This window comes from Alitabrizicola rongguiensis, assembly GCF_021491355.1.
Taxonomy (GTDB): domain Bacteria; phylum Pseudomonadota; class Alphaproteobacteria; order Rhodobacterales; family Rhodobacteraceae; genus Aliitabrizicola; species Aliitabrizicola rongguiensis.
In genome coordinates this window covers 1,130,247-1,152,181 of the sequence record NZ_JAKENF010000002.1, presented here as the reverse complement: position 1 = coordinate 1,152,181, position 21,935 = coordinate 1,130,247, and the positions used below count along the sequence as shown (strand labels likewise).

The following is a 21,935-nucleotide window of genomic DNA, read 5'->3' as shown; positions in this document are numbered from 1 at the left end:
CGCGAGATCCAGTCCGGCGGGACACAAGAAGCGGGTCCGGGCCGGCGGATCAAATGGGCCGCCAGCCCAATGACCCGGACAGGAACTGGGCAGGCCCATGGCCGAAGGGCCAATCGGCATCGCCATTCTCGAAGAAGACGACAAGGTCACCCGTCGACTCCAATCCATTTTCGGCGACCGGCCTGTTGCAGAGCAGGGCCACGAAGCGGGGTGCGCCGCCGCGCACGCTTTCAGCTTGATTTCAGACGGGAAGTCAGGAGTGTTACGGCCACAGATGACGGCAGTGCGCAATACGGAAGCGAAGGTTGAATCGCGATGATCCGGTGGAAATCGGGACTTCCGTTCCTTTGCGTCTGCATGGCTGGGTCAGCTTCTTGGGCTCGGGGGATTTTGTCTCCGCTTGGACCGGTGGCCGAAGCACAGCGCGCGCATCTTATCACGGTGACGGCCGTTACCATGGTCGCGGTCCTGCCCGTGCTGATCGGAGTGCCGCTGATCCTGTGGCGCTACCGGCGTGTCAAGAAAGGCGTCTATCGGCCCGACTTCGAGTATTCGCGCGGCCTCGAACTGGCGATGTGGGGGGTGCCGTTCGTGCTGTTCGTCTTGCTCTCGATCCTGCTTTGGCGTTCGACGATTGCGCTCGATCCCTACCGACCGCTCGGCCCCGATCCGCTTGAGGTTCAGGTTGTCGGTCTCGACTGGAAATGGGTCTTCCTTTACCCCGAACAGGGTGTGGCAACGGTCGGCACGCTGGTTCTGCCCGAAGACAGACCGGTGACGCTGAAGCTGACGACCGATACCGTCATGCAAAGCTTCATGGTGCCGGCGCTGTCAGGTCAGATCTATGCCATGCCGGGAATGGTGACGACGCAGAACCTGATCGCCGACCGCACCGGCGTCGCCGAGGGGCGGAACATGCAGTTCAACGGGCCGGACTTTGCCCAGCAGACGGTGCGGACAGAGGTTCTGACCGAAGGCGACTGGACCGACTGGATGGAAGCCGCCGCCTCGGCGCCAGTTCTTGACGTGACGAGTTACGCCGAGCTCGCACGGGCCGGGACGATCGAAGACGCGAGGCTGCAGTTCGGCATAGCCGAAGGGCCGATCCGGCTGCGCCTCGGCGCTCCGGACCTGTTTTCGACGATCGTCGATCGATATCATCGTGGCCAGCCCGTCCCGGCCTCGGCCCAACCCGGTGCACCCGGCTATCAGCCCGAGGCTCTCCGATGAGTGCCTTTTTCGGTCGTTTGGACCTGACGCAGACCCCATTCTACGAACTGGTCACTTCTCCTACCGCGAGCTCGATCGTCGCGGCCAGCGCGGCGGGCCTCGTCGTCCTGGGCGCCATCGTCACACTGGCGCTGCTGACCCGCTATCGGCTCTGGGGGCCGCTTTTCCGCGACTGGCTGTCAAGTGCCGACCACAAGCGGATCGGCGTCATGTATATCGTGCTCGCCGTCGTCATGCTGGCCCGCGGCGTGGCAGAGGGTGCCGTGATGCGCGCCCAGCAGGCGACAGCGCTGTCTGGCGGTTTCCTGACGGCCGAGCATTTCGGCGAGCTGTTCAGCACGCACGGCACCATCATGATTTTTTTTTTGCCATGCCGATGGTGGCCGGTCTCATCAACATCGTCCTGCCGCTGCAGATCGGCGCGCGCGACATGGCCTTTCCAGTGATGAACCAGGTGAGCCTAGGCCTGACCACGGCGGGTGCCGCATTGATGATGATCTCGCTGGTCATCGGCGAGTTCGCGACGGGCGGTTGGACGAACTATCCACCCTATACCGGAGCGGTCTTCAGCCCCGGCGTGGGTCCGGATTACTGGATCTGGTCGGTGGTCATCGCGGGGATCGGATCGCTGATGTCGGGCATCAATTTCTGCGTGACGATCTACAAGTGTCGGGCGCCGGGCATGACCCTGATGCGGATGCCGCTCTTTGTCTGGACCACGCTGTGCAGCGCGATCATGCTGGTCTATGCCATGCCGCCGATAACGGTGTCGTCGCTGATGCTGGCGCTGGACCGGGTGTTGGGTTTCCACTTCTTCACCAACGACCTTGGCGGCAACATGATGAACTACGCCAACATCTTCTGGATGTTCGGCCACCCCGAGGTCTACATCCTCGTCCTGCCCGCCTATGGCATCTGGTCCGAGATCGCGTCCACCTTCTCGTCCAAGAGACTTTACGGTTACTCCTCGCTGGTCCTTGCCACGATGGCGATCGCTGTCATCGCCTTTACCGTCTGGCTCCACCACTTCTTCACGATGGGGCAGAGTGCGTCGGTCAACATCGCCTTCGGGATCGCGACCATGGTGATCGCGGTGCCGACCGGGGTGAAGGTCTACGACTGGATGGCGACGCTCTGGCGCGGGCGGATCCGCATGACCGTGCCGATGGTTTACATGACCGGGTTCTTCATCCTGTTCACGGTTGGCGGCCTTACGGGCGTGATCCTTGCCAACCCTTCTGTCGACTACCAGGTGCACAACTCGGTCTTCCTTGTCGCGCATTTCCACAACGTGCTGATCCCCGGCGTCCTTTACGGCGTGCTCGCTGGCATTCACTATTGGTTCCCGAAGGTCTTCGGCTTCCGGCTGGATGAGCGGACGGGTCGTCTGACCGCGTGGCTTTGGGTCATCGGCTTCAGCCTGACGTTCCTTCCGCTCTATGTCCTGGGCCTGCAAGGCATGCCGCGCCGGTTGCCGAGCTTTACCGAAGCCGCCTATGGGCCTTGGGTGACGATTGCCGGATTTGGCGCGCTGGTGATCCTGTTGGCGCTGACCATGCTGTTCGTGACCCTCTGGGTCAGCATCCGTCAACGCGGGCAACTGTCGGTGCCGTTGGGGGATCCCTGGGACGGGCGCACGCTGGAGTGGAGCATTCCCTCCCCGGCGCCTGCGTGGAATTTCGCCACCATCCCGGTCGTGAGAGACCGCGATGACTTTGTTGCGCGAAAGGGCGCAGGGCAGGCCTATGAAGCGCCTGCGCGCTATGAGGATATCGAGATGCCAAGGCCGACATATCTTGGCCTGACCCTATGTCTGGCGATGACGGTCATGGGCTTTGCCATTGTCTGGCATATCTGGTGGCTCGCGCTTGTGAGCTTTGTGATCGTGCCTGCATCGCTGATCTATCGCGCGTTCCTGCCGGAGTCGGAGGTCGAGGCCGTCGTTCCTGCCGCGGTCGTTGCAGCAGAGGACAGGGCATGGCGCAAGGCGATCGCCGAGGCGCGGGGCGTCACGCGGGACGAGGAGGACAGCCCCGCCAACTGCGGGCTTGCCGCGCCCGAGGGGGAGCCGGCATGATCCACCGCCTTTATCCCGGCCTGAACCTTGGCCCGGCCCATGGTGACGATCATGCGGAAGCAGAGCCGGTCATCTTTGGCTTCTGGGTCTTCCTGATGAGCGATCTCATCACCTTCGGGATCCTTTTTGCCACCTACGCGACGTCGGCCACGACAATGGGCCGCGCGGGCGGACCCGGGCCTGCCGAGCTGTTCAACCTGGGCAGTGTCGCCCTGCAGACGGGTGCGCTGCTGGCGAGTTCGCTGACCTGTGGGCTTGCGGCGCTGGCGGTGAAGCACCGTCTTGGCTCAGGAACTGCTGTTGGCTGGCTGATCGCGACGATGCTGCTCGGCACGATGTTTCTTGGGCTCGAGCTTCGCGACTTTCACCAGATGATCGGCGCAGGGGCGACACCAGACCGGTCGGCCTGGCTGTCGTCCTACTTCGCGCTGGTCGGATTGCACGGGCTGCACATCTCGGCAGGGCTGATCTGGGCGGCGGTGATGATCGGCCTTCTGCATCGCCAGCCAGAGGAGGGACGCACGAAGCAAAGGTTGTTGATGTTCGGCCTGTACTGGCATTTTCTCGACCTGATCTGGATCGGCATTCTGTCCGTGGTGTTCCTGGCGGGGCTGGCATGAGCGAGTTCAGGAGAGATGTCCTGCGCTATCTGGTCGGCGCAGTCCTGTGCGCCTGGCTGACCCTGGCCGCCTTCGCGGCTATCATTCTCGACCTGCCCAGAACCGACAGCATGGCGGTGATCGCGGTGGCTGCGATCGCCCAGATTGTCGTTCAGCTCTTCTGTTTCCTGCATATCGACCTCAACCGCCGACAGCGCGAAGATCTGCTCTTGATCCTGTTCTCGATCCTGCAGCTTGCCATCATGATCGGCGGAACGATCTGGGTGATGACCGACCTACACAGCCGCATGTAGATCTCTCGCGTCTCCGACCCAGCAATCTCGACATTGCTGACTGGCTTGGGCCCGTGCACAGGACCGCGCTGCCGTCAGCTTGGGAATAGCTCGACCTGCGTTTCGGCCGTGCGACCGAAATAGACCACCCGGCGGCCAAGGAAGCTGACGAGGTATCCGGCGCATCCCGCCTGCTTCACCTTTTCACAGAAGGCCACGTAGCTGTAGTCGCTCGGATTGGACTGGGCCCAACGCACCAGACGTTGGACCTCTGCAGCATCGAACGCTTGGGAGACCGGCGACGTTGACTGCACCATTGGAAACGTGACGTTCTCGCCTGTCGGCAGGTAGTAGGTCTGACTGTTGCAGCGATAGTCGACTGTATAGCCTTCAAAGCCGGCTGCGATCAGCTTGCCGACGATCTGGGGAAAGCTGAGGCTGCCATCATGCGCGCGATTCAGGCAGTCCTGGGCAATGGAAATCCGTTCCGCGTCCATGGCGGTTCCTTTTGTACTGGGGGAGCTGGGCTTGTGGATCAGTCGACTGGGATCGTTGAAAGCCCCTGTCGGTCGATAAGTGTCTTGAGAAGGTGCAACAGCGCTCCCCGCTCTACCTCTGTCAGGACGCCGAAGAACTCGGCGTCATTCGCATCTGCGAGGGCGGCGAGCCTGGGCACCTTTGCGCGGCCCCCGTCGGTCAGCGAAAGCAACTGCGCGCGGCGATCCGTTTCGATGCCCTTTCGCAGGACAAGTCCCTTTTCAGTCAGCCGATCGGCAAGCTTGCTGATCGCGCCGCGTGTCATGCCCATCCGCTCGGCAAGGACGCCCGAAGCGATGCCCTCTTCATCATGCAGGCTGCGCAGAAAGACCCACTCCGCCACAGTTACGTTCTCGGCTGCGACCTTGCGCGCAAAGCCTTGAGAGACGGCATTCGAGACCATGCGCATCCAGTAGCCTGTGTGATCCGTAAGGTTCGAGACGGGGTGCTTCATGATGTCACGATTTATTGTTGACTAGGAAACTAAATAGAGATGGTTTCCTAGTCAACAACATTTGGATCTATCAGGTGCTAGCATTATGGGACGTGCCCTCAGACACGTCAGGACCGACGTCCGGCCGAAAGCCAGGATTGCAATTCGGCTTCCGCGCGCTCCAGCGATCCATAGTTCAGCAACTTGCGCAGAACCGCCACCGTGACGGCCCGGGTGCGCAAATTCAGCGCAGGCTCGTCGCGGTCTGGATCCCCGGTCTGGCTAACGCCGAGCTTTTCGTAGATCTGGTGCAGGCGGTTCTGAACCGACCGCAGGGAAAGGTTCCTGCGCTCAGCGATAGCCCTGTCCGACAAGCCCAACGCCATGTCGACAAGGATCTCGTATTCGACGTCGGAGAAACCGCCAGTCCGAGCGAAACTGCGCTGCTGCATGCCGCGCACCTCGTTGTCGATCACGCACTGATCCTGAAGGAAGATTCCCCTCAGCGCGAGAAACAGCCGCTCTTCCGAAGCGGACTTCAGCACATAGCCATAGGCCGCACCCGCGGGCACGATGCGGCTGATGCCGCGCACATAGGCCTCGTCCGAGTAGTTGGACCAGAACAGAATCCGCGTCGCCGGTCTCTCGTGCCAGATGGTACGGGCAGCTTCGATCCCGTTGCGGCCGCTCATCTGCAAGTCCATCACGATATTGGCTTGCGGATGGCTGCGGGCCAACCGCTCTGCATCCAATCCGTTCACCGCCTCCAGCACGTCGTCGCATTCGGGAAGAGCAATACCGATCTGCTCGCGCAGGTAGGAGCAATGGAGCGGATCATCCTCGACCAAGAGCACCTTCATTCTGCAGCCGCCTTTCCATCGGAAGCGGTCTCGGTTCCGCCGCGGACTGGAAGGACGATGGTCACCTTTGTGCCTCGCCCGCCCGGGTCATCCTGCAGCGCGAAACGTGCCGATATCAGTCGCGCCCTCGTTTTCATGTTCTCGATCCCGCTGCCGCGACGGATGCGGCGATCAGAGGTGCCCTTTCCGTCGTCGATCACAGCGATCCCCACGTGATCCCGCCCCTTGTCCAGGCGCACGACGATCCGTTTTGGTTCGGCATGCTGGACGGCATTGTTGATCGCCTCCTGCACGATGCGAAAGAGGGCTATGCTGACCTTCGGATCCAGCCCGTCGAAAGCGGCCCTGCTGTCGCCCGAGATCTGCCAGTCGATCGCCTGCCCACTGTCGCGGATCGAGCGCTCCAACTGGTTCTCGACCGCATGAGCGAAGCCGAAGAGCTGAAGGACCGAAGGTTGCGCTTCTTCGATGATCTGGCGCAGATCCTCCATGCAGGCATGAAATCCCCGCACCACGGGCTTCAGCGCATCGGCCGAAACCGGGCCGCTCAATGCAAGCCGTTCCAGCCTGCGGACCAGACGCGTAAGATCGGCCAAGGTCTGGTCGTGCAAGTCCATTCCGATGCGTTGGCGCTCGCCTTCCAAAGCCTCGGTCAGTTTCAGCGCACCAAGACGAAGCCCTTCTTCTCGGGCCTTTGCCTCGGCTTCGACCACCGAGGCGAGCCGGGCCTGTTCCGCCGCACGCAGAGCGAAGAAATAGGGTGACAAGAGATCGGCGATGTACCGGGCGTTGCGGACATCAATCGGCCCATAGGCGCCTTGGCTGCATAGGGAACAACTGAGGGCGCCGATCACTTCGCCATGAACGACCATCGGAACATGGATGCGGCTGCGAAGACCATGGTCGAAGATCGGGCGATGGCCAGGTTTCTCGGCGCAGAAACGGGCGTCATTGCACGCGTCGTAGGACAGGATGTGGTCTACCTCGCCCTCCAGGAGGTTGCGTATCGGGCTTTGCTCCACGGGGTCAAGTGACTTGCTCCATTCCGTCTGGATCCCACTTTCATAGGCCGTATGGAAGCGCCCGTCACCCCGAACTATGCAGACATCGAGGTGGTCATGCGGAACGATCTGGGCCACTTCGGTGGCTACGGCCTGGATGGCGGAACGGAAATCGAGCTTCCCCGCCATGACGCGTGATATTGCGAAAAGATGGTCGATCAGCTCTCTCGGTGCGCTATCCACCTTGCCACCTCTTCGCGTCATGTCCGGGCCACCGACGTCGCACTCTATCATGACAGAACCTGCGCAAGGCACCACGGCAGAGGTTGCACAAGCTTTGCGGTTTCACGCAAATCTTCAGCGCGAACCCGCAAACGGCGTGCCGATTCAACCCTATACCGCACGAAGGTTTCCCACCATCCTCGGTTCCGCTGAGGGAGGAACTCAGTCCATCACAAGACCGAGATGATCGCCACGCGGGCGGTCCGGCCGTCCGTGCCGTTCAGACGGACAGCACCTGGGAGGATTCGATGACGACGAGAAAGCTGCTTCTCGCTACCGCAGCCCTGGCCTCCGTGGCCTGCGCTGCGCATGCGGATACTTCGGGCAAGAAGATCGCCCTGTCGAACAACTATGCCGGCAATTCCTGGCGGCAGGCCATGCTGCAAAGCTGGGACAAGGTGACCAAGCAGGCCGTGGCCGACGGTGTCGTCGCCGCTGCTGATGCCTTCACCACCGCCGAAAACCAGGCGACCGAGCAGGCCGCCCAAATCCAGAACATGATCCTTCAGGGCTATGACGCGATCGTAGTCAACGCTGCCTCGCCCACCGCGCTGAACGGCGCGATCAAGGAAGCCTGCGATGCCGGCATCGTGGTCGTATCTTTCGATGGCATCGTGGACGAGCCCTGCGCGTGGCGCGTCGCTGTAGACTTCAAGGGCATGGGCAAGTCCGAGATTGAATACCTGAAGGGTGCTCTGCCGGATGGGGGAAATCTCCTCGAAATCCGTGGCCTTGCAGGGGTCTTCGTCGATGACGCGATCTCGGCAGGGATCAACGAGGGCGTCGCCGAGAACCCGCAATTCAAGAACGTCGGCGCGGTCCACGGCGACTGGGCGCAGGACGTGGCGCAGAAGGCTGTGGCGGGCATCCTGCCGTCGCTGCCCGAGATCGCTGCCGTCGTGACCCAGGGTGGTGATGGCTATGGCGCGGCCCAGGCCTTTGCGGCGGCCGGCCGTCCGACGCCCATCATCATCATGGGCAACCGCCAGGACGAGCTGAAGTGGTGGAAGGAGCAGAAAGACGCCAACGGCTACAAGACCATGTCGGTCTCGATTGCGCCGGGCGTCTCGACCTTGGCCTTCTGGGTTGCCCAGCAGATCCTCGACGGCAAGGAAGTGCCGAAGGACCTGACCGTGCCCTTCCTGCGCATCGATCAGGACACCCTGGAAGCCAATCTGGCCAATACCCCTGAGGGCGGTGTCGCTAACGTGGAATACAGCCAGGAAGACGCAATCAAGGTGATCGAGGGCACCAAGTAGCGCCTATCTCAGCGCTGCGGCTGTGCCATTCTGCCGGGCATCCGCTTGCCCGGCAGACTTCTGATCTGGAGCCCTGATACCGATGCCTCTCGCACCCGGCGCGCTTCTTGAAGTGCAAGATGTGGTCATGCACTTCGGTGAGGTTACCGCTCTCGATGGCGTGTCGCTGTCCATCCGTCCCGGCGAATGCATCGGTCTGGTCGGCCATAACGGGGCCGGAAAATCTACCATAGTGTCTGTCATAAATGGTGGGCTGGCTCCCAGTCAGGGGCGGATCCTGGCCGATGGCCAGCCGCTTGCTAGCTATGGCATCACGCGCGCCCGGGCTCTGGGCCTGCGATCAGTGTTCCAGGAACTTGCGCTCTGCCCCAACCTGACCATCGTCGAGAACGCCCGCATTGCACATCCCGAGCTAAAGGGCTGGCGGTGGCGGGCCGAGGCGCGGCGCATCATCGCGGCGAGCCTCGACCAGATCTTCCCTGGCCACGGCATTGACCCCGGGGCACAGGTCGGCACGCTCTCCATCGCCGAGCGGCAGATGGTTGAAATTGCGATGGCCTTCTCGAATTCCGCTTCGGCTCCGCGCATAGTCATTCTCGACGAACCGACCTCCTCCCTAGATGCCGGCCTCGCCGCGATGCTGCTGGCCCATGTCCGCCGCTTCATCGCGGCCGGGGGGGCCATCCTGCTTATCAGCCATATCCTCGACGAGATCCTGTCGACCGCGAGCCGCATCGTCGTAATGAAGGACGGCAAGGTCGTGGCCGAGCGCCCCGCAGCGGAGTTCACACCGGCGAGCCTTGTCGAGGCCATGGGCTCGTCGACCAGAGAGTTGCAGGGGCGGCGGCAAGCCGAGAGCAAGGGTGCGCCCGTCCTGACTCTCGATTTGCCAAACGGACAGGGCTTTCACGCCGGAAAGGGCGAGATCGTCGGGTTGGCTGGCCTGGGCGGACATGGCCAGACCGAAATGCTCCTCGCCCTTTTCGATGCCCATGCGAGCTCCTGGTGGCCGGCGCGCGGTCCAGAGGTCGCCTTTGTCGCTGGCGACCGGCGCAGCAACGGCATTTTCGAACTGTGGAGCATCCTGAAGAACACCACCATCGCGTCGCTCGATGACCTCACACGCCGCGGCCTTCTGCATCGTCCGGTAGAGGCGGCACGCGGAGCGGAGTGGAAATCCCGCATCGCCATCCGCACGCCTGATCTCGACAACCCAATTCTCTCTCTCTCGGGCGGCAACCAGCAAAAGGTGCTTTTCGCACGCGCTCTCTCCACCCGGTCGCCGGTTGTTTTGATGGATGATCCAATGCGCGGGGTCGATATCGGCACCAAGCAGGAAGTCTACCGCATCATCCGCGCCGAGGCCGAGGCTGGTCGAACATTCGTTTGGTACTCTACCGAGATGGAGGAAATGGGCCTCTGCGACCGGGTCTATGTCTTCCGCGATGGTGCCATCGTGGCCGAACTGAAGGGCGAGGCCATCACCGAAAAGGCGATCCTGGCGGCGTCGTTCAAAGGCGAGGGAGCCGCTGCATGAGGCGCTCTTCCGACACTATGAGGCTTTTGGTGCCAGTGCTGTCGCTTGCAGCGCTGTTGGCCGGGGTGTTCTATCTGCAACCGCGGGCGATGAGCTATACCGGGCTTAACCTGCTGTTCAACCTCGCAGTTCCGATTGCTTTGGCCACCGTCGCCCAGATGCTGATCATGGCGGTGAACGACCTCGATCTTTCGATGGGCACCTTCGTCAGCTTCGTGGCCTGCGTCACCGCGACCTTCCTGAACGACACTCCGTTGCTGGGTATTGCGATACTTGCAGCATCGATCGCGGTCTATGCGATCCTCGGCGTAGTGATCTACCTGCGGAACCTTCCCGCCATCGTTGTGACGCTGGGCATGAGTTTTGTCTGGGGCGGGCTTGCCGTTCTGATCCTGCCCTCACCGGGGGGCGAGGCGCCAGCCTGGGCGCGGGCCATCATGACGGTCAAGCCGCCGTTCGCGCCCGTGGCCATCTTCGCCTCAGTGCTGATTGCGGTCGTCGCCCATATGATTGTCATGCGCTCCTCGCTGGGCGTCCTCATCCGCGCCTTGGGCGGGAATGCCAAGACTGTGGAGCGGTCGGGAACCTCTATCCTCAAGATACGGGCCTTGGCCTACGGGTTGGCGGGGCTTTTCGCCGTGCTGGCTGGCGTGGCGCTGGTAGGTCTCGCGACCTCGGCGGATGCCAATATCGCGCTGCGCTACACGCTTCTGTCCATCGCCGGAGTTATCCTTGGCGGCGGAGAGTTCATCGGGGGGCGGGTCTCGCCCATCGGTGCGGTGATAGGGGCGCTGACCCTGACACTGGCAGGCTCGTTCTTGTCGTTCCTGCACATCTCGCCCGACTGGCAGATCGGTGCGCAGGGCGCGATCCTGATTGTGGTTCTAGCGCTGCGGCTCCTGCTCAACCGGCTCGAGTCAAGGGGAGCCACAAGATGAATGCCCTGAACCGCCTGCTTTCGCGCCCCTGGCTTTGGTCCTTTGCGGCCGCTCTCGCCGTGTGGATCGCCACTGTCGCGGTAACCGCGGGTGCCTCTAGCGGCGGATTGACCGATGCCGCGCTTACCTTCGCCGCTTTCTCGGTCTTCGTGGGCATCGGGCAGATGTTCGTGATCACCCTTGGACCTGGCAATGTCGATCTGTCGGTTCCTGCCAACATGACGCTTGCCGGCACCGTCGCGCTGAAGCTGATGGACACCCAGGACAGCATGATCCTGCCCGGGATCCTGGTTACGCTTCTGGTTGGTCTCTGCATCGGTCTTGCCAATTACGCGCTGATCAAGGCGCTGCGCATCCCGCCGATCATCGCCACATTGTCCACCAGCTTCATAATCCAGTCCGCCGCGATCTGGACCAACCGTGGCCTGCGCATCAAGCCGCCTCCGGTGCTCGCGGATTTCGCCACCTCATCCACCTTCTTCGTACCCAACATGGCGCTACTGGCGCTGCTTGTCTCGGTGCTGGCGTGGGTGCTGCTGAACCATACGATCTTTGGGCGCTGGATCGCCGCCATCGGGCAAAGCATGCCCGCCGCGCGCATGGCGGGCGTCCCGGTCGATGGAACGCGACTGGCCACCTATGTGCTCTGCGCGATCCTGGCGGCGGTGAATGGTTTCCTGCTTTCCTGCTTTTCAGGCGGAGCGGCGCTGAACATGGGCAACGAGTATCTCCTGATGTCGATCGCCGTGGTCGTCATCGGCGGCAGCGCAGTGGCCGGCGGCGACAGCAACGTGCCCGGCATCTGGGGCGCGAGCCTCTTGATGTTTCTTATCGTCTCGATGTTGAACACCTACCAGTTCGAGGCCGGCTACAGGCTGATCATGACGGGGCTGATCATCATCGCCGTCATCCTCGTCGCTTCGGGCCGGCAAGCAAGACCCCGTTAGTGGAAGGCTCAGTGAAGTGTCCGATAACCCGTATGTCATCGACGATCCGCGCTTCATCCAACTGATAGTCGGCTCGGCGCGGCTGGACAAACTTGTCACCGGCTGCCGATGGGCAGAGGGTCCGGTCTGGTTTGGTGACATGGGTTGCCTTCTGTTCAGCGACATTCCCAACCAGCGCATCCTGCGCTGGTCTGCCGATGAAACGGGCGGAGGCGGCGTTACGGTCTATCGCCAGCCGTCGAACTTTGCCAACGGCCAGACCCGGGATCGGCAGGGGCGCCTCGTCACTTGCGAGCATGGCAGCCGCAGGGTGACCCGAACCGAAACCGATGGCAAAGTCACAGTACTTGCCGACAGCTACGAGGGCCGCCCGCTCAACTCGCCCAATGACGTGATCGTTAGCTCTGACGGCGCGGTGTGGTTCAGCGATCCGACCTACGGGATCCTATCAGATTACGAAGGCTACCGGGCAGTGCCGGAGCAGCCGGTGCGCGGCGTCTACCGACTTGACCCTTCGGGCAAGCTCGAACGGGTGCTCGACGACTTCCTTCAGCCCAATGGCCTAGCGTTCTCCCCGGATGAACAGGTGCTCTATGTGGCCGACAGCGGGGCGAGCCATGAACCCGGAGCCCCGCGCCATATCCGTGCTTTCGAAATGCGGGATGGCAAGCCGGTCCGCGGGCGGGTCTTCGCCCATATCGACAATGGCCTGCCAGATGGCATCCGTGTGGATGCGCAAGGCAATCTCTGGTCCTCGGCCGGCGACGGGGTGCATTGCTTCGCCGCTGACGGCACGCGGCTGGGAAAGATCCTGGTCCCGGAATGCGTGGCCAACCTCACTTTCGGCGGGCCGCGGCGCAACCGGCTTTTCCTGACGGCGACAAGTTCGCTCTACGCGGTCTATCTGGCGGTCAACGGCGCGCAGCGACCCTGACTGTCATCTCCGATCGCGCCGGGTAGCAAGGATCAGCCCGGCCAGGATGATCAGCCCGGCCCCAGCCAGTATCGCGGCATTGGGCCGGTCGCGGAACACCAAGGCGCCGAAAACCAGCGCCCACACCAAAAGGGAGTAGGTGAAAGGCATCAGATGCGCCGCGGGCGCATGCTTGAAGGCGCGGTTCACAAGGAGATGGGCCGCCATGGCAACCACACCGAGGAGGCAGAGCAGGCTTCCGTCGCGCCAACCCGGCGTCTGCCACGCGCCGGGCATGATTGTCAGCCCGACCATCGAGGCGATCAGCGCCCCGACAATCTGCCAGAACACAAGGACCCAGTCAGGCGTGCTGCGGAGCCTGCGGCTGAGGATCATCGCCAGTGCGTAGGCGAACGAGCCGGCGATTGGCAATGCCGCTGCCGTGCCAAGGCTCTGCCCCGAAGGCTGTAGCGCCACCACGACACCGGCAAAACCGAGAAGGATCGCCCCCCACGCCCAGCCATCGACCCGCTCGCCCAGAAGCCAGGGCGATAGTGCGGCTACATAGATCGTCGCGGCCAGCCAGTAGGTCACGACATCGGCGAGCGGTAACAGTGCCACGGCCGCGTAGAATTCCATGCCCTCGACAACCAGCACAAACGCCCGCAGCCAAGGTTGTTCCACCTGCCACAACTGGTTGACCCGATCGCCCCAAGCGTTGGGGCGCAGCAGCACGAGCAGCACCGTCAATGCGGCGAGGCCGCGCATCGCCATCAGCAGGCTGACCGAGTAGCTTGCGACCAGCCATTTACCGAGGACGTCGTTGAGCGAGAACACCAGCATCGCCAAGAGCATCACGCCGATGGCCTAGCCCTGCCGATCGCTTTCATTCATCGCTTGGTCCGCTTCTTGTGGTGCAGCATCGCCGTTAGCTCTGGTCAGCAGAAGAGAAAAACCACAAATGCCAGAGCGTCGTCGCTACAATTCAGCATCGCTGCTCAAGCCAATGCCGTGGGACTGGTGCTGTCCGCTCCGGACTTGTCCGTCATGAGTTCATGCTGCTGTTGAGCAAGGTGTCAGAGAAGCGTTTGGTGCGAGGGGACAGGTCGGCTGCAAACCACTGGCGACAGCGCATCGCTTCCGTTTATTCGACTTCACGGCCACTCCGGAGGAATTCCCCCTCAAGTCGATCATGTATGCCCGATCGCGACACGCAGCGCAAAATGCCGAGCGACCGCTGCGAAAGTGCGGGTAAGGAAGACAAGATGAATCGGCGATCAGAAGCCGCTAGGAGAGCTTGCCTCCAAGTTCCTGGCGACGAGTGCCAGTCTGCAAACGCCAGCGCGCCTTCACCTTTCTGCCAGGATCCAGCAACTGCTTCCGGGTCTATGCTGGCCGCATTGCGCGGCTACGCACGATGACCGTCCGGGATCAACGGAAAGGCCTTGCCCCTGTTTAGCAGTCCCGCCGGGTCAAGCGACCGCTTGATGCGTCGCAGCAACTCTTGCTCGTTCATCGGGGCAAGGCGTTGATACTCGGAAAGCCGGTATTGGCCGAGCCCGTGCTCGGCGGTAATGGATCCGCCCAGGCTCCATGCCAGATCATGTACCTTCTGGGTGATCGCCGTTGCCTTTGTCGGGCTGAAGCCGACGACATTGGCATGAAGGTTCCCATCGCCGACGTGGCCGAAAACGTTGGTTCGTGCGTTCGGGTCGAGGGATGACATCGCGCCTTCGAACGAGGCCACGAACTGGGGGATCGCGCTGATTGGAACAGAGATGTCGTGCTTTAGGCTTGGTCCGGAGGTGGCCTCGGCAAGAGTGATGTTCTCACGTAGCGCCCAGAGTTCGGCCGCTTGTCTTTCCGATGTTGCAAGTGAGCCGTCCAGGATGAGGCCGAGTTCAAGGGCTTCGCCGACCAGGTCCTCGAAGGCTGTGGCCAAGCCCGGCAACGAAGACGCAAGTTCAATCAGAACAAACCATCCAGAGGAATTGACTGGAGGCGTCAGCCCGACATTCCGCGCCACCAACTCGACCGACTGCTCCGACATCAATTCGAACGCCGTCAAGGCCTCGCCGCATCGCGCCATGGCGTAGTTGAACAGTCCAAGAACCGTCGCCAGATCGGCCACCGCGAGCAACGCGACGTGTCGCTGCCGAAGCGGAGGAGCCATTCTAAGAACGGCAGCAGTTACGATGCCTAGGGCGCCTTCGGTGCCGACAAAGAGCTGTTTCCAGTCAAGGCCGGCATTGTTCTTGCGCAGGTGTCGCAGCCCATCAAGGCAAGTGCCATCGGCCAGAACCACTTCGAGACCAAGAACCCACTCGCGGGTCATACCATGGCGAACGACATGCACGCCGCCCGCATTCGTCGAAATGATACCGCCGATGGTCGCCGTGCCCTCGGAGGCAATCGAAATGGGAAGCTCGAGACCCTCTGCCGCAGCCAGGCGGCGGGCTTCAGCCAACGAGATGCCGGCCTCGAGTTCAATCGTCATGCCAATCCGGTCTACTCGTCGGACTGCCTGCATACGCGCCAGCGAGAGCACGACCTGCTGACCGGAGGCATCTGGTGTTGCTCCACCCGCCAGTCCGGTGTTGCCGCCTTGTGGAACGACACAAACGCCGCGACTGGCGCACGCCCTCAGCACGCTCGCGACCTGGGCTGTAGACCTTGGCAAGAGAACCGCCACCGCGCTCCCATGAAACGCGCGCCGCCAATCCGTCAGATAAGGCCCCATGGCCCCGCGATCGGCGATGACATTGGTTTCGCCGATGGCGGTGCGGAGATCGGACAGAAGATTGTCCATCAGTAACCCCGGGCGGCGTCCGCGATGGCCTCACAAGTCCCCGTCGCCTCGAACTGGCGGATATTGGCAGCTATGACGGCCGCGCCTGTTCCGGCGTCGATATAAGAGGCGATGTGGGGCGTTACGCGGATCGCTGGATGCTTCCAGAATGGGTGGTCCGGGGGCAGCGGTTCGGTTCGGAAGACGTCCAGTGTCGCGCCTGCAAGCTGACCCTCGGACAGTGCGGCGAGGAGGTCAGCCTCGACCAGATGTCCACCTCGACCGGCATTGATAAGCCGCGCCCCCTTTGGCAATTGCGAGAAGGTTTCGGCGTTCAGGATGTCGCGTGTCTCGGCGGTAAGGGGCAGAAGGCAGACCAGGATCTCGGTTCGCGCCAGAAAGTCCGGAAGCGCGTCTTTCCCGGCGAAGACGGTCACGTCCTCGACGGCCCCGCCTGATCTTGACCAGCCCGCCACGTCGAAGCCGAGCGACACAAGAGTTGCCGCGCAGGCCCGGGCAATCTGGCCCAGACCCATGATCCCGACACGCCGTTTGCCGGCCACCGGTGTCACGATCTGCTGCCAATGGGCGCGCGACTGGAATTCGTCGGTCACGGCAAGGTCGCGGTGATGCGTCAGGACATGCAGCGCGACGTATTCGCGAAGACGCTGGATCATGTCCGGTCCCGTCGTGCGCAGGATCGGCAAGTGCTTTGGCAACTCCGGGTCGCGCAGGACATGGTCCACACCTGCGCCGACCGACACCACCGCCTTGATGTTGGGGAAGGAAGCGATCCCACCGGCAGGTGGGGCCCAGACCACGGCATATTCAACCGCCGCCAGATCGCCGGGATCATCGAAATCCCTCACTTCGAACTCGGGAAGAAGGCCAGAAAGAAGACGCACCCAGTCGCGGGTTTCCGCGTCATCACCCAGATAGACCACGATCGACATTCAACTACCCTTCAGGCCTTCAGGCCCTGCTCGATACCCGTCCAAAGCGCGCCGTATTCGTCGACGGTGACCTGCCATGCCGCGCCAAGCTCGCGGGCGAGGCTGCGCTCGACCGCGGACCAGGCCGGCATGATCCAGGGCTTGCCCGCCGCCTTTGCCGCCCCGGCGATGCGGCGCAAATCCGCAAAGTCGGCCTCGGTCTTGGAATAGGCGCCGCGCCCGCGGCTCAGCGACAGATCGGAGGGTCCGACAAAGACGCCATCGACCGTGGGCAGGGCCAGGATCGCCTCGATATCCTCTAGCGCCTCCGCGCTTTCGACCATCGGGAGGCAAAGCGTGTTCGCATTCTCGCCCGTGTAGTAGGCCTGCGTCACCGCGTCGTAGCGGGAAGGGCGGGTGCCCGAGAAGCTTCGATTGCCTAGCGGCGGGTATTTCGCGGCCAATGTGACCTTTCGTGCGTGATCGACCGAGCCGATATGCGGGATGATGACCCCGTGGCAGCCGATATCTAGCGCCTGCTGGATCGGGATGGTCTCGGGGCCGAGGACCTTTGCGAAGACCTGCGCGCCAAGCGCGCGGATCAGGGCCACCAGCTTGTCGGTCGGGTCGAGGTCGAAATAACCATGCTCGATGTCGAGCACGAACTTGCGGCATCCGAGACCAAAGGCGATCTCGACCAGCTGGTGATGCGGCGTCGACAGCCAGACGGCGTGAGGCGAAAGGTCAGACACCGGCACCCTCCATCCCGTTCTTGGCCAACATCGCGCGGATATCCACGAGGTCCTGGAGCATCTCGCCCTTTTGCAGCCGTTCGATCCAGCCGCCCTCCTCTTCCTGATCCTTGAGGGCGATTTCGGTCAGGCGGTCGATCCGCGACTGCGGGATCACCACGACTCCGCAGTCGTCGGCCAGTACGGCATCGCCCGGTGTGACCGCAACGCCGCCGATCGAGACCGGCACATTGAAGCCGCCGCCCAGGTTGAGAAGTTTCGTGGTGATGGCCGAGGTCTGGCGCGCCCAGGTTGGAACACCTGCGGCAATGATCGCTGCCGGGTCGGTGATGGCACCGTCGATGATGACGCCCGCCAGCCCGCGGATCTTGGCGACGGCGGCCATGAAGCCGCCCCAGCAGGCGTGTGTCTTGTCGCCCGCCCGGTCGATCACCAGAATGTCGCCGGGACGGACACGGTCCATCGCATGGTAGAGCAGGGTCGAGTCCGCACCTGCGATCTGGACGGTCACGGCTGCGCCCGCGACGCGTGCCTCGCCCAGAAGCGGGCGGATCCCGAGGTCAACGAAGCCAGCATGAAGGTAATGCCCAAGGGTGGCCGCCTCTACCTTCGCAAGGCGGGCCGTCCGTTCGGGCGACAACTGCGCCGGCAAGGGCTCGATGCGATAGATGTCGCTCATATCAATCTCGTTCCTAGGTTCAGCTCGTGAAGATGCGAAGGCTGTCGGTTTCGAAGCCGAGGGGCATGCGTTCGCCAATCGCGGGGGGGATTCCGCCGGAATTCTGCTGGCGCACGATGACCTTGCTGCCGTCCGCCATCCGGTAGGTCAGACGCAGGTCTGTTCCGATGAAGTCGATCTCGACCAGTTCCCCGACCGGTCCGGTGCCGGCAGGTTCGCGGCGGACCCGCTCGGGACGAAGCGCCAGCGTCACGGCCGCGCCGGCCGACGCTGTGGTGCCTTCGGCGCGGTAGGTCTGGCCAAGAGCCTCGACGACGCTCGAGCCATGGTCGGCGCTTACCATACGGGCCGGGATCAGGTTGGTTTCGCCAATGAACTCGGCAGCATAAAGGGACTGCGGCGCGTTGTAGAGATTGGCCGGCGTATCAAGCTGCACGATCCGGCCACCCTGCATCAGCGCGATGCGGTCACTCAGCGTGAGGGCCTCTTCCTGGTCATGCGTCACGAAGACGAAGGTGATCCCCAGCCGCCGCTGCATGTCCTTGAGTTCCAGCTGCATCTCCTTCCGCAGCTTGAGGTCCAGCGCACCCAGTGGCTCATCCAACAGCAGGACGGTCGGTTCATTGACCAGCGCCCGGGCGAGTGCCACACGCTGCTGTTGCCCGCCCGACAACTGGGACGGTTTGCGATCCCCGTACCGTCCCATCTGCACCATCTCAAGCGCAGCCATCGCCCGGGCGCGCTGCTCGGCCCGGGGCAGGCGGCGCACCCTGAGGGGGAAGGCGACGTTGTCGAGGATCGTCAGATGGGGAAACAGCGCATAGCTCTGGAACACCGTATGCACCGGCCGCTGATAGGCGGGAATGTCGGAGACATCCTGACCCGAGATCAGGATCTGCCCTTCAGTCGGCAGCTCGAACCCGGCGATCAGGCGCAGCGTCGTCGTCTTGCCGCAGCCCGAAGCCCCCAGCATGGTGAAGAACTCGCCTGAACGGATCGTCAGGTCGAGATGATCGACAGCCGTCATCGTGCCGAAGCGCTTTACCACGCCGCGCAGATCAACAGCCGGCTGGGCAGGAGAATTGTCTTGCATGGGGATGCCTTGTTGCTGCACCGGGCGCGAGTCAGGCCCCGCGCCCGGCCTGGCCCGTTACTGGGCGGCTTTCACCTTGGTCCAGCCATCCTGGTACAGCTTCATCGCGTCACCCAGATCGAGGATGAAGTCGGCATTGGCGATGGTTTTCTCATCCGGGAACACGGCCGAGTTGCTGGCCAGATCGGCCGGAAGCAATGCCTTGGATGCCGGCACGACCGTCGCGGTCTGGGTCAGTTCGGTGGTCTTGGCGGCCACTTCCGGGCGCAGGATGTAGGACAGGAACTTGTAGGCCGCGTCGGGGTTCGGCGCGTCGTTCAGGATCGAATAACCGTCGATCCACATCGTGCCACCTTCCTCGGGCAGGACATAGACGACATCCGGGTTGTCCTTGATCGCCTGCAGAACCGAGGACGACCAGCTTTCGACGATGCAGGCCTCGCCCGAGGAAACGAGGTCGGCGAAGTTCGTGCTGTTGTAGCCGGCCAGCATCGGCTTCTGGGCAATAAGTGTTTCGGTTGCCTTGGCGATCTCGTCTGGGTTGGTGGTGTTGGCGTTGAAGCCGTTCACCTGCAGGCCGGCGATATAGGCGGCAAGCATGTTGTCCAGCATGTAGACCCGGCCCTTGTATTTCTCGTCGAACAGGGCCTTCCAGCTGGTGATCGGCTCATCCACGCAGGTCTTGTTGTAGGCAAGGCCTGTCGTACCCCAGACATAGGGGATCGAGTACTTGTTGCCCGGATCGTAGGACACTTCCTTGAACGAGGGCCCGATGTTGTCGTAGGTGTCGATCTTCGAATGATCGAGTTCGACGATCTTGCCGCGGTTGATGAGGATCTGGACCGCGTATTGCGACGGGTTCACGAGGTCATAGCCCGATCCGCCCGCATCGAGCTTGGCGATCATCGACTCGTTGCTGTCGAAGGTGTCGAAGGTCACGGCGATGCCGGTTTCCTTCTCGAAGTCCTGCAGGACTTCATCGGGCATCTCGCCGGCCCAGCCGTAGATGCGAAGCTCTTCAGCAAGCGCCGGGCAGGCAGCCACGAGGGCAAGGACCGAGGCTGCGACGGTTTGGGAAAGTCTGGTCATGGGTCAACTCCTTGGTGGACATGATCCGGCTGTTCACCGCCGGTTGGATTTCAGCATCAGGGGCAGATAGCGCCCCATCACGAGAAGCAGGATCGCGACGTTCGCCGCGACCATCATTGCGCCGAGCGCGTTGATTTCAGGGGTAATTCCAAGCTTGAGCATCGAGTAGATGCGCAGGGGCAGGGTGGTGGTGCCGACGCCCGAGGTGAAGGTCGACATCACGAGGTTGTCGAAGGACAGGGTTGCCGACAGGATGAATGCGGTGGCGATCGCGGGCATCAACTGCGGCAACGTCACCATGCGGAAGGTCTGCCATTCGTTGGCGCCGAGATCGGCCGCGGCATCCTCGAGCCGGACATCCAACGAAGCGGCAGCGGCGCGGATGATCAGCGTGGCGAAGGGGATCGAGACCAGCACATGGCCCACGATCATGCTGCCATAGCCAAGCGTGATACCGGCGAACGTCATAAACACCAGAAGCGCGACACTGAGGACGATCTCGGGAAGGACCAGCGGCGCGGCAAGGGCAGCGCCCAGCAGGTCGCGGCCCGGAAACTCGCGTCGGGTGATCGCGACAGCGGCCAGCGCGCCGATGGCGGTCGCGATGGCGGCGCTGCCCACGGCGACGATCAGGCTGACATGCAGCGCCTTCACGATATTGCGGTTGTGCCAGACCTTCACGAACCAGTCGAAGGAGAAGCCTGTCCAGACGACGGTCGATTTCCCGGCGTTGAAGGCAAAGGCGACCAGCACCACGATCGGCAGCAGCATGAACAGGTATGTCAGCAGCGTGACCCAGCCCGAAATGCCGTGAACGAACGTGCGGGTAAACCAGCCGGGATGGGTGCGCGTGGTCATTGCATCCGCTCCACCCACCGCAGTGCCCGCATGTAGAGGAGTATTCCGACACCGGCCAAGGCAAGCAGCAGCATCGACACCGCCGCCCCAAGGGGAATGTTGCGGAACTCGAGGAAGAGCTGGACGATCAGGTTGCCCAGGATGATGTCCTTGCCGCCCCCAAGAAGGACCGGGATTGCGAAGACGCCCATTGAGGGCACAAAGACGAAAAGCGCAGCCGCCAGGACGCCCGGCAGGGAAAGGGGCAGCGTGACGCGGAAGAAGGTCTCGGCCGGACCAGCTCCAAGGTCCGCCCCGGCTTCGATCAGTTTGCGATCGATGGGCTGAAGCGCGGCATAAATCGGGAAGACCGTCAGGGGTAGGAACGCATAGACCATTCCGACCAGCGTCGCGCCGTAAGTGCCGAGCATGCCCACTGGTGCATCGATCAGCCCGGTCCAGAGCATCCCCTGGTTGATCAGGCCGCCCCGGCCGAGAAGTACGACCCAGGCCGAAATGCGGATCAGGAAGTTGATCCAGAACGGGATCAGAAGCAGCAGCAACAGGGCCGGTGCCCATCGCCCTGCCTTGAAGGCAATGAAATAGGCGACGGGATAGCCGATCAGCAGGCAAAGGATCGTCGTGGAGGCCGCGAGCTCGAGCGAGTTCACGAAGACCAAGAGGTATACGCTTTGAAACAGGTCCGCGTAGTTCTGCAACGTGAAGCCGGGCAGGACCGCGCCGTAGGAATCGCGCAGGGCAAAGCTGTAGGCCGCGACGATGCAGAGCGGCAGCAGTACGAATAGGACGAGCAACAGAACCGAAGGGGCCAGCATCGCCCCGATTTCAAGCCTTTGTC

At 62.6% G+C, this 21,935-nt stretch carries 22 protein-coding genes and 1 pseudogene; 10 read left to right on the top strand and 13 right to left on the bottom strand.

The features are described 5' to 3' along the window. Window positions 1–97: 97 nt before the first annotated feature. The 5 genes and pseudogenes from L0V05_RS11410 (at window position 98) to cyoD (ending at window position 4,220) form a co-directional block, all read left to right on the top strand. Window positions 98–319 (top strand): hypothetical protein, encoded by a 222-nt coding sequence (locus tag L0V05_RS11410; protein ID WP_234870524.1) that lies wholly within the window; start codon window positions 98–100, stop codon window positions 317–319. Window positions 320–408: 89 nt separating this feature from the next. Then, window positions 409–1,230 carry a cytochrome c oxidase subunit II gene (locus L0V05_RS11405; protein WP_234870522.1) on the top strand — a complete coding sequence of 274 codons (822 nt, stop codon included), beginning with the start codon at window positions 409–411 and terminating at the stop codon, window positions 1,228–1,230. Next, window positions 1,227–3,307 (top strand): annotated as a pseudogene (locus L0V05_RS11395) (cbb3-type cytochrome c oxidase subunit I). The gene L0V05_RS11405 and the pseudogene L0V05_RS11395 overlap by 4 nt, the downstream one beginning before the upstream one ends. Further along, window positions 3,304–3,927, top strand: a complete 624-nt coding sequence (locus tag L0V05_RS11390; protein WP_234870517.1) for a cytochrome c oxidase subunit 3 — start codon at window positions 3,304–3,306, stop codon at window positions 3,925–3,927. Before L0V05_RS11395 ends, L0V05_RS11390 begins: the two are co-directional and overlap by 4 nt. Beyond that, window positions 3,924–4,220 (top strand): cytochrome o ubiquinol oxidase subunit IV, encoded by a 297-nt coding sequence (gene cyoD / locus L0V05_RS11385; protein ID WP_234870515.1) that lies wholly within the window; start codon window positions 3,924–3,926, stop codon window positions 4,218–4,220. Before L0V05_RS11390 ends, cyoD begins: the two co-directional genes overlap by 4 nt. 74 nt (window positions 4,221–4,294) lie before the next feature. Here the strand turns inward: cyoD and L0V05_RS11380 are convergent, their stop codons facing one another. The 4 genes from L0V05_RS11380 to L0V05_RS11365 form a co-directional block, all read right to left on the bottom strand. Then, on the bottom strand, window positions 4,295–4,696 hold the full coding sequence (locus tag L0V05_RS11380; protein WP_234870514.1) for a DUF1398 domain-containing protein: 402 nt from the start codon (window positions 4,694–4,696) through the stop codon (window positions 4,295–4,297). 38 nt (window positions 4,697–4,734) lie between these two features. Next, window positions 4,735–5,190: a MarR family winged helix-turn-helix transcriptional regulator gene (locus L0V05_RS11375; RefSeq protein ID WP_234870512.1), complete on the bottom strand. Its 456-nt coding sequence runs from the start codon at window positions 5,188–5,190 to the stop codon at window positions 4,735–4,737. A 107-nt stretch (window positions 5,191–5,297) separates the two neighbouring features. Continuing rightward, window positions 5,298–6,029, bottom strand: coding sequence for a response regulator transcription factor (locus tag L0V05_RS11370; protein WP_234870510.1), 732 nt, complete (start codon window positions 6,027–6,029; stop codon window positions 5,298–5,300). Beyond that, entirely contained in the window at window positions 6,026–7,294 is a 1,269-nt protein-coding gene (locus tag L0V05_RS11365; protein ID WP_234870508.1) for a GAF domain-containing sensor histidine kinase, read from the bottom strand. Before L0V05_RS11365 ends, L0V05_RS11370 begins: the two co-directional genes overlap by 4 nt. A 266-nt stretch (window positions 7,295–7,560) precedes the next feature. Between L0V05_RS11365 and L0V05_RS11360 the strand changes: the two genes are divergently transcribed. The 5 genes from L0V05_RS11360 (at window position 7,561) to L0V05_RS11340 (ending at window position 12,927) form a co-directional block, all read left to right on the top strand. Next, window positions 7,561–8,571, top strand: coding sequence for an ABC transporter substrate-binding protein (locus L0V05_RS11360; protein ID WP_234870507.1), 1,011 nt, complete (start codon window positions 7,561–7,563; stop codon window positions 8,569–8,571). Between the two features lie 82 nt (window positions 8,572–8,653). Next, a complete protein-coding gene (locus tag L0V05_RS11355; RefSeq protein WP_234870505.1) occupies window positions 8,654–10,108 on the top strand; it encodes a sugar ABC transporter ATP-binding protein in 1,455 nt (484 codons plus the stop codon). Window positions 10,109–10,125: 17 nt separating this feature from the next. Next, a complete protein-coding gene (locus L0V05_RS11350; RefSeq protein ID WP_234870503.1) occupies window positions 10,126–11,046 on the top strand; it encodes an ABC transporter permease in 921 nt (306 codons plus the stop codon). After that, on the top strand, window positions 11,043–11,993 hold the full coding sequence (locus L0V05_RS11345) for an ABC transporter permease (protein WP_234870501.1): 951 nt from the start codon (window positions 11,043–11,045) through the stop codon (window positions 11,991–11,993). The genes L0V05_RS11350 and L0V05_RS11345 overlap by 4 nt, the downstream gene beginning before the upstream one ends. Before the next feature lie 16 nt (window positions 11,994–12,009). After that, entirely contained in the window at window positions 12,010–12,927 is a 918-nt protein-coding gene (locus L0V05_RS11340; RefSeq protein ID WP_234870499.1) for an SMP-30/gluconolactonase/LRE family protein, read from the top strand. A gap of 3 nt (window positions 12,928–12,930) precedes the next feature. Here the strand turns inward: L0V05_RS11340 and L0V05_RS11335 are convergent, their stop codons facing one another. From L0V05_RS11335 to L0V05_RS11295, 9 genes are all read right to left on the bottom strand, one after another. Then, window positions 12,931–13,761: a DMT family transporter gene (locus L0V05_RS11335; protein ID WP_234870497.1), complete on the bottom strand. Its 831-nt coding sequence runs from the start codon at window positions 13,759–13,761 to the stop codon at window positions 12,931–12,933. A 553-nt stretch (window positions 13,762–14,314) separates the two neighbouring features. After that, window positions 14,315–15,715, bottom strand: coding sequence for an FAD-binding oxidoreductase (locus L0V05_RS11330; protein WP_234870495.1), 1,401 nt, complete (start codon window positions 15,713–15,715; stop codon window positions 14,315–14,317). Further along, on the bottom strand, window positions 15,715–16,647 hold the full coding sequence (locus tag L0V05_RS11325) for a 2-hydroxyacid dehydrogenase (RefSeq protein WP_234870493.1): 933 nt from the start codon (window positions 16,645–16,647) through the stop codon (window positions 15,715–15,717). Before L0V05_RS11325 ends, L0V05_RS11330 begins: the two co-directional genes overlap by 1 nt. Before the next feature lie 11 nt (window positions 16,648–16,658). Beyond that, window positions 16,659–17,378, bottom strand: a complete 720-nt coding sequence (locus L0V05_RS11320) for an HpcH/HpaI aldolase family protein (RefSeq protein WP_234870492.1) — start codon at window positions 17,376–17,378, stop codon at window positions 16,659–16,661. Further along, window positions 17,371–18,057 (bottom strand): RraA family protein, encoded by a 687-nt coding sequence (locus L0V05_RS11315; RefSeq protein ID WP_234870490.1) that lies wholly within the window; start codon window positions 18,055–18,057, stop codon window positions 17,371–17,373. Before L0V05_RS11315 ends, L0V05_RS11320 begins: the two co-directional genes overlap by 8 nt. 19 nt (window positions 18,058–18,076) lie before the next feature. Next, window positions 18,077–19,150 carry an ABC transporter ATP-binding protein gene (locus L0V05_RS11310; RefSeq protein WP_234870488.1) on the bottom strand — a complete coding sequence of 358 codons (1,074 nt, stop codon included), beginning with the start codon at window positions 19,148–19,150 and terminating at the stop codon, window positions 18,077–18,079. Window positions 19,151–19,207: 57 nt separating this feature from the next. After that, window positions 19,208–20,239, bottom strand: coding sequence for an ABC transporter substrate-binding protein (locus L0V05_RS11305; RefSeq protein ID WP_234870486.1), 1,032 nt, complete (start codon window positions 20,237–20,239; stop codon window positions 19,208–19,210). Between the two features lie 33 nt (window positions 20,240–20,272). Continuing rightward, window positions 20,273–21,097 (bottom strand): ABC transporter permease, encoded by an 825-nt coding sequence (locus L0V05_RS11300; RefSeq protein WP_234870484.1) that lies wholly within the window; start codon window positions 21,095–21,097, stop codon window positions 20,273–20,275. Then, window positions 21,094–21,912: an ABC transporter permease gene (locus L0V05_RS11295; RefSeq protein ID WP_234870483.1), complete on the bottom strand. Its 819-nt coding sequence runs from the start codon at window positions 21,910–21,912 to the stop codon at window positions 21,094–21,096. Before L0V05_RS11295 ends, L0V05_RS11300 begins: the two co-directional genes overlap by 4 nt. Between the last annotated feature and the right edge of the window lie 23 nt (window positions 21,913–21,935).